4 protein-coding genes are annotated in these 8498 nt (G+C 64.7%); all 4 read left to right on the forward strand.

The window, feature by feature from the left end:
- The first annotated feature begins 160 nt into the window (after positions 1-160).
- Positions 161-1579 (forward strand): type II secretion system ATPase GspE, encoded by a 1419-nt coding sequence (gene gspE, locus J4E53_RS11845; protein WP_103310409.1) that lies wholly within the window; start codon positions 161-163, stop codon positions 1577-1579.
- Positions 1579-2790: a type II secretion system inner membrane protein GspF gene (gene gspF / locus J4E53_RS11850; protein WP_060742025.1), complete on the forward strand. Its 1212-nt coding sequence runs from the start codon at positions 1579-1581 to the stop codon at positions 2788-2790. The genes gspE and gspF overlap by 1 nt, the downstream gene beginning before the upstream one ends.
- 509 nt (positions 2791-3299) lie before the next feature.
- Positions 3300-4469, forward strand: coding sequence for a substrate-binding domain-containing protein (locus J4E53_RS11855; RefSeq protein ID WP_103310410.1), 1170 nt, complete (start codon positions 3300-3302; stop codon positions 4467-4469).
- A gap of 214 nt (positions 4470-4683) precedes the next feature.
- A partial coding sequence (locus J4E53_RS11860) for a filamentous hemagglutinin N-terminal domain-containing protein (RefSeq protein WP_207268143.1) occupies positions 4684-8498 on the forward strand: 3815 nt, incomplete at its 3' end.

The raw sequence follows: 8498 nt of genomic DNA on the forward strand, positions 1-8498 counted from the left end.
CGAGGGAGCTTGCTCCCGCTGGGTTGCGAAGCGACCCCAAAAAGATTGCATGCCATCTGCCTGGCACACCGAGGTGCCTGGCTTTGGGGCTGCTGCGCAGCCCAGCGGGAGCAAGCTCCCTCGCCACAGTGGGTGGGTCAGTAGTAGAGGAAGTGTGCCCATGAACACCCTCCCATACGCCTGGGCCAAGGCCCAGCGCCTGGTGTTGCGCCAGTCCGAAGAGGGGGCGGTGCTGATGGTGTGCCCGTCCACGCCGGGCTGGTCCATCAGTGAAGTGCGCCGTCAGTTCGGCGACGTGCGGCTGGAGCGGGTGCGCGACGAGGAGCTCGACGGGCTGCTCAACAGTGCCTATGCCGACACCGGCAGTGCCGCCGCAGTGGTGGGCGCGGCGGAAAACGAAGTCGACCTCGACCGGCTGATGCAGGACATCCCCGAGATCACCGACCTGCTGGACACCCAGGACGGCGCGCCGGTGATTCGCATGATCAATGCCTTGCTGACCCAGGCCGCACGGGATGAGGCCAGCGACATCCACATCGAACCCTACGAGAGCCATTCCGTGGTGCGCTATCGCGTCGACGGCACCCTGCGTGATGTGGTTTCGCCGCGCAAGGCCCTGCACGGTGCGCTGGTGTCGCGGATCAAGATCATGGCCCAGCTCGACATCGCCGAAAAACGCTTGCCCCAGGACGGCCGCATCGCTTTGCGCGTCGCCGGTCGACCGATCGATATCCGCGTCTCGACGGTGCCCACCGGCCACGGCGAACGGGTGGTGATGCGGTTGCTGGACAAACAGGCCGGCCGCCTGCAACTGGAAACGTTGGGGATGGATCCGGACGTACTGGGCAAGCTCGATCACCTGATCCGCCAGCCCCACGGCATCGTCCTGGTCACCGGCCCCACGGGCAGCGGCAAGACCACCAGCCTCTACGCCGCCCTGGCCCGGCTGGACGCCAGCGTCCACAACATCCTCACGGTGGAGGACCCGGTGGAATACGACCTGCCGGGCATCAGCCAGATCCAGGTCAACGCCAAGATCGACATGACCTTCGCCCTGGCGTTGCGGGCGATCCTGCGCCAGGACCCGGACATCATCATGATCGGCGAAATCCGCGACCTGGAAACCGCACAAATCGCCGTGCAGGCGTCCCTCACCGGTCACCTGGTGCTGGCGACGCTGCACACCAACGACGCGGTGTCGGCCATCAACCGCCTGATCGACATGGGGGTCGAGCCGTTCCTGCTGGCCTCGTCGATGCTCGGCGTGCTGGCCCAGCGACTGGTGCGCAGGTTGTGTCCGCAGTGCAAGCAACCAGATCCCTCCACGCCCGGCACCTGGCGCCCGGTAGGTTGCCCGAGCTGTAACCAGACCGGCTACAGCGGCCGCACCGGGATCCATGAACTGTTCTGCATCGACGATGACATCCGCACGCTGATCCACCAGGGGGCAGGGGAGCAGGCACTGCGCGCCGCCGCCCGCCAGGCCGGCATGTTCAGCATGCGCGAGGATGGCGAGCGCTGGGTGCGCAGTGGCACCACGGCCCCTGAAGAAATCCTGCGCGTGACACGGGACGCCTGATGAATCGCTACCGTTTCGAGGCCGCCGACGCCCAGGGCAAGATCGAATCCGGACACTTGGAAGCCGACAGCCAGGGGGCGGCCTTCAACCTGTTGCGCAGTCGCGGGCTGACGGCATTGCAGGTGCAGGTCGAGCGCAACACGACACCGGCCAACGGCGGTGGCTTGTTCAGCGCCAAACTCTCGGACAACGACCTGGCCTGGGCCACCCGGCAACTGGCGAGCCTGCTGGGCGCGAGCCTGCCGTTGGAAGCCGCGTTGAGTGCCACGGTGGAACAGGCCGAGCGCAAGCACATCGCCCAGACCTTGAGCGCGGTGCGCGCCGATGTGCGCAGCGGCATGCGCCTGGCCGAAGCCCTGGCGGCACGTCCCCGGGATTTTCCGGAAATCTATCGGGCGTTGATTGCCGCCGGTGAAGAGTCCGGCGACCTGGCCCAGGTGATGGAGCGATTGGCGGACTACATCGAGGAGCGCAATAACCTGCGGGGCAAGATTCTCACGGCGTTCATCTACCCCGGGGTAGTGGGGCTGGTGTCGGTCGCCATCGTGATTTTCCTGCTCAGCTACGTGGTGCCCCAGGTGGTCAGTGCATTTTCCCAGGCCCGCCAGGACCTGCCGGCGCTGACCGTGGCGATGCTCACCGCCAGCGATTTCATTCGGGCCTGGGGCTGGTTGTGTTTTGGCGTGCTGGCCGGCGGGTTCTGGAGTTGGCGCATGTACTTGCGCAAACCGGCGGCGCGGTTGAACTGGCACGCGCGGGTGTTACGCCTGCCGCTGATCGGGCGTTTCGTACTGGGCCTCAACACCGCGCGCTTTGCCTCGACCCTGGCGATTCTCGGCGGAGCCGGGGTGCCGTTGCTGCGAGCACTCGAAGCCGCACGCCAGACCCTGTCCAACGACCGCCTGAGCCAGAGCGTCAGCGAGGCCACGGCCAAGGTCCGCGAAGGGGTCAACCTGGCGGCGGCGCTGCGGGTGGAAAAAGTCTTCCCGCCGGTGCTGATCCACCTGATCGCCAGCGGTGAGAAAACCGGCTGCCTGCCACCGATGCTCGAACGCGCCGCGCAGACCCTGTCCCGCGACATCGAACGCCGGGCCATGGGCATGACTGCGTTGCTGGAGCCGTTGATGATCGTGGTCATGGGCGGGGTGGTGCTGGTGATCGTCATGGCGGTGCTGTTGCCGATCATCGAGATCAACCAGTTGGTGCAATAGCCCACCGCGCAAAAACCGTGGCGAGGGAGCTTGCTCCCGCTGGGCTGCGCAGCAGACCTAAAACCTGACTTTCCAGTACAACAGACAGATCGCAATCAGCCCGTCTGGGGTCGCTTCGCAACCCAGCGGGAGCAAGCTCCCTCGCCACAAAAGCAGCCCGTTGTTTTGCAGTGATGCAACACCTCCCGAGCCTCTCCATCGCCAAACTCGGGTTCCTCGTTCTGTCATGTTTACGCGCCTGCCCACCGCCTGCCGCCACCTTCACGGTGAACCCTTGCTGCATCCCCGCAAGAACCAGCCGAACCCTCAGCCCAGAGCCCTCGAACACCCGAGGAAAAAGCCTAAAAAACAGCCCTCGGCTCCCGAGGTTTTTTCCTTTATCTGTCACCGGAAACTGCGAATTTCTAACCCATGGCCTCACCCCATCGCCATCGGCACAGGACCGAGCGCCATGACGGCAAGCACGCGTCACCCAACCTACGTACGAACACGATGAAAGGAGATTCTTCATGTTTAAGCGCAACGTTCTCGCGGTATCCCTGACCCTCGCCGGCCTCTGCGCCGCTCAGGCCGCCATGGCTGATGTCAATGGCGGTGGTGCTACCTTGCCTCAGCCGCTGTACCAGACTTCCGGCGTCCTGACTGCCGGTTTCGCCCCTTACATCGGCGTGGGCAGTGGTGCCGGCAAGTCGGCTTTCCTGACCAACGACTACACCAAGTTCGTGCCAGGCGACACCAGCGGCAAGAAAGTGCACTGGGCTGGTAGTGACTCCAAGCTGAGCGCCACCGAACTGAGCACCTACGTCAGCGCCCATGGTGCTGCCTGGGGTCCATTGATCCAGGTGCCATCGGTCGCCACCTCGGTTGCCATTCCGTTCAACAAGACCGGCACCGCCAACGTTGACCTGAGCGTCAACCAATTGTGCGGCGTGTTCTCCGGTCGTCTGACCGACTGGAGCCAGATCACCGGTTCGGGCCGTACCGGCGCGATCACCGTGGTCTACCGTGCAGAAAGCAGTGGCACCACCGAGCTGTTCACCCGCTTCCTGAATGCCAAGTGCGCTGAAACCGGCACCTTCGCCATCACCACCAACTTCGCCTCCAGCTACAGCGGCGGCCTGCCAGCCGGCGCCGTTTCCGCCACTGGCAGCCAGGCTGTGATGACTGCAGTGAACGCCGCCCAAGGCCGTATCAGCTACATGAGCCCGGACTACGCGGCTACCACCTTGGCCGGTCTGGACGACGCCACCAAGGTCGCCCGCGTTGCCGGTGTTTCCCCAGCCCCAGCCAACGTATCGGCCGCCATCGCCGCTGTCGCGGTACCTGCCGTCGCCAACCGCTCCAACCCGAACGCCTGGGTACCGGTGTTCGCCGCTACCACCAACCCAAGCGACCCTAGCGTCGTAGCCTACCCATCCACCGGCTACCCGATCCTGGGCTTCACCAACGTGATCTTCAGCCAGTGCTACGCCGATGCGACCCAGACCACTCAGGTTCGCAACTTCTTCAGCCGCCACTACGGTTCGTTGACCAACAACGACTCGGCCATCACCGCCAACCGTTTCGTGCCGCTGCCTTCGGCTTGGAAAACCGCCATTCGTGATTCCTTCGTCACGGCTTCCAGCGGTCTGAGCATCGGCAACACCAGCGTCTGCAACGCCATCGGTCGTCCGTTGTAAGCCCACGCTTGAGCGACCCGCAATACCCGGTCAGCAACGGTGAAAGCCGTTGCTGACTTTTTGCGTCATAGCCGTACCAACACAGCCACATGAAATTTTCATGACATCCGTTCGGTCCCGAGCGGTTGTAACCGCCTAACCCCTATAACCAACGCTGGCAGCTTGATGGCACTGCGTTGCGCCCCCTTAGAGCGAACCCGAAAGGATGAGTAGGATGCTGCGCTGCAAACCCCAGACGAACCTGAATGCTTCACGTCGCGATGGCGAGTTGTCGATGTTGCGGCTCAAGCCGCTGGCCCAGGCCATTGCCCTGCTGATGGTGGCCGGCAATGCCCACGCGGCGACGGCGTTCAGTTCGGCCTGGTTTGCCGCCAAGGGCGCGTCCCAGGCCGGTGGTACGGGGCGGCCCACGACGGCGCAGCCGGGCATGCCACCACCCCTGGCGCAGCAGCAACGGGCCAATGCGCAGTTGCAGCGGTCGCTGACCAACCTCAACAACACAGTGGCCGCCATCGCAGCGCAGCAGGCGGCGCAAGCGGCAGGAAGGCAGGCCGCGTTCGGGCAAATCCAGACCGTGCCCGACGGCTTGGGCGAGGGCGGCCTCAAGGTCGACAACAGCCTGACCCAGGGCTGGCTCAACGCCAAGGGGCCGCAGCAGACCCAGAGCGGCGGCAAGACCACGGTGAAGATCGAGCAGACCGCCGACAAGGCGGTTCTCAACTGGGAAACCTTCAACGTGGGGCGCAACACCACTGTGGATTTCCAGCAGCAGTCGGACTGGGCCGTGCTCAACCGAGTCAACGATCCTCAAGCCCGACCGAGCCAGATCCAGGGCCAGATCAAGGGCAATGGCACGGTGATGCTGGTCAACCGCAACGGCATCATTTTCAGCGGCAGCAGCCAGGTTAACGTGCGCAATCTGGCGGCGGTGGCGGCCAACGTCAGCGATGAACAATTCAGCAAGCGCGGCTTGTACGTCGATGCCACCGGCAGCCAACCGACCTTCACCGACGCGGCGGGCAAGATTGAAGTGCAGCAGGGCGCACTGATCGAAACCCATCGCGCTGCCACCTCCACGGCCGGTGGTGGTTATGCCTTGCTGCTGGGGTCCGAAGTGGAGAACGCCGGTTCCATCATCACTGCCAAGGGCCAGACCACCCTGGCGGCGGGTGACAGCTTCTACATCCGGCGCGGCCAGGGCACCAGCGGCAACCTGCGTTCCACCACCCGTGGCAACGAGGTCGCGACGTCCCTCAAGCCCGGCAGCAGCGCCGGCACGGTGATCAACAGCGGCCTGATCCAGGCCAGCACCGGCGACATCACCCTCACCGGGCACAACGTGCAGCAGAACGGCGTGGCGGTGGCCAGCAGTTCGGTGGACACCCGCGGCACCGTGCACCTGCTCAACGCCGCGAGCGACAGCAGCGGCAGCGTGACCCTGGGGCAGGGCAGCGCCACGGCGGTGTTGCTCGATGCTGCCGGCGGCAGCGCCCTGGACAGTCAGCGCAATGCCGGACCGGCCGGCCTGGATGGCACGCCGAACAACCTGATCACCGGCCAGTTCAACAACCTCAGCAGCGTGGTCGACCGCAGCGACCAGTCCCGGGTCGAGATCGTCAGTGGCGGCAGCGTCGACTTCCAGAACGGTTCCATCACCCTGGCCACCGGCGGCCAGGTCGCGGTCAGCGCCGCCGGGCGCAGCCTGGTGCGCGATGGCGCGGTGATCGATGTGTCCGGCGCCATCGGCGTCAAGGTGGCGATGGAATCCAATTCCATCAAGGTCAACGTGCAGGGCAATGAACAGCGCGACGCCCCGGTCAACCGCGACGGCGGTAAACTGACCAACAACGATGTGTGGGTGGACGTGCGTGACTTGATCTACGTGCCGGCGGGCACTAACGGTTACGCCACCGATCGTTGGTACACGGCGGGTGGATTGTTGGAGGTCGGCGGTTACCTGGGCACCCGCGGCCACAGTGTCGGCGAATGGGCCGCACAAGGCGGTACCCTGACGTTCACCGGCAACGATGTGGTGACCCAGCAGGCGGCGCAGTTGAACCTGTCTGGCGGCACCTTGGATGTGCAGAGCGGCTACCTGCGCCAGTCCTGGCTCAAGGGCGCCGATGGACGCTTGTACGAATTGTCCAAGGCGCCGGGGGACATCCTCTATACCGGCATCTACAAAGGCTACGAAGACCACAGCCAGCGCTGGGGCCAGACCGATTACTACTACAATCCGCTGATCGCCCCGCGCGAGCGTTTTGAGGCCGGCTACACCGTTGGCCGCGATGCCGGCAAGCTGGTGGTATCGACCCGCAACGCGGTGCTGGAAGGCCAGATCGTTGGAGAGGTCTACCAGGGTGAACGCCAGACCCAGGCGCCGAACCTCAACCTTGATGGTTACCAGCAATCGCAAAACGCCGTGGCCCGACGGGCTCAGTTGTGGGCAGGCAGCTACACACCGATCTATGACAAGACCAGTGGCGTGATCAATAGCGGCCTGAACCCCATCTTCGATCAGGTCACCGTCGGCAAGGTGACCGACAAGATTGCCGCGGGCCTGGACCTGACCTCGGTGGTCGGCAGCGACCGGCAAGGCAAGTTGGTGCTGGATAACGCGCTGCTCAATGGCTTCCAGCTCGGCGCGGTCAAGGTGGCAGCGGCGCAAGGCATCAACGTCGATGGCACGCTCAAGGTGGCCGATGGCGGGGATATCACGCTTTATGCGCCGCAAGTGGAGGTGAACGCCGACCTGACCGCCCGTAGTGGGCGCATTGCCTTGGGTAACGTGCTTAAACAGGTCCGAACCGATAATTTCCAGATGGAAGACGTTGTGCTTTCGCCCGCCACCGGTCAGCGCGCCGCGGTCACGCTGGGCGAGGGCGTGACATTGAACACCGCTGGTCGGTGGAGCAACCTGCTACTCGACGGCAATGATCACCAGGGCCTGCCGTTCCTCAATGGCGGCGTTGTGTCTGTACGCAGCAGCGGCGACATCGATGTGCGCCAGGGCAGCCTGATCGACGTCAGCTCCGGTGCTGCGGTCATGGCCGATGGCAAGACCCGTGGCGGCAAGGGCGGTGACCTGACCCTGACCGCCAGTACCGGCACGTCGTCCAGTAATGGTGCCTTGAACCTGGGCGGCGAATTGCGCGGCACCGGCGTGAATGGCGGCGGGACCTTGCAACTGGCGGCCAACAAAGTGCTGATCGGCGACAGCGGTTCGCCCCTCGAACCCGGCACCTTGCAACTGGGCGGTGACTTCTTCGACAAAGGCTTCTCGGCCTATGACATCACCGGTAACCAAGGCCTGACCGTGGCCGAAGGCACCCGCGTCGATGTGACGATGCCGGTGTACCGTTTCGGCGAGCAGGCGTTGAGCACCGGCAGCGGCGCAGAACCGGCCGATGCGTTGCAGCGCTGGACGCCGCAGCTGTACCAGGAAGATGCGATCAAAGGCGTCCTGACCCAGCGTCGCGGCGCAAGCCTGAGCCTCACTGCCGGTACTGCGAACTCCAGCGCGGCCGACATGGCCAGCACGGTGTTGAACCTGGGCAAGGGCAGCGTGATCAGCGTCGATCCGGGGCAGGGCATCGATGTGCGCAGCATCGGTCAACTGACCGCCAACGGCACCCTTAATGCGTGGGGTGGGCGGGTCAGCTTCACCGGGTTGAGCGTCATCGGTGCGCAGGGTGAAGCCGTCAACGCCCAGGGCCACGGTCGTTCCATCTGGCTGGGCGAGCAAGCGCTGATCGACGTCTCCAGTCGGGCCGTGACCGCCCAGGATATGCGCGGGCAGACCTATGGCTTGGTACGTGATGGCGGGCAGATTGTCATCGGCGGCCAGATCGATGCCACAAAGGGTTCGGCTTCCGCATCCGAACTGTTTGTCGTGGTGCGCGACGGCGCGCGTCTGCAAGCGGATGGCAGCCAGGCCGTGCTGGATATTCCCGGCCAGGGACGCACGTCGGTGGCGAGCGATGGCGGTAGTATTTCCCTGGCGTCGGCCAATGGTTTGTACCTGGATGG

Origin of the sequence: Pseudomonas sp. FW305-28 (genome assembly GCF_017351395.1) — a bacterium.
GTDB lineage: Bacteria > Pseudomonadota > Gammaproteobacteria > Pseudomonadales > Pseudomonadaceae > Aquipseudomonas > Aquipseudomonas fluorescens_AA.

What these genes read in the sequence shown, in the direction of transcription:
- gspE (WP_103310409.1), top strand. Translation starts at nt 161, where the DNA reads ATGAACACCCTCCCATACGCCTGGGCCAAGGCCCAGCGCCTGGTGTTG.
- gspF (WP_060742025.1), top strand. Translation starts at nt 1,579, where the DNA reads ATGAATCGCTACCGTTTCGAGGCCGCCGACGCCCAGGGCAAGATCGAA.
- J4E53_RS11855 (WP_103310410.1), top strand. Translation starts at nt 3,300, where the DNA reads ATGTTTAAGCGCAACGTTCTCGCGGTATCCCTGACCCTCGCCGGCCTC.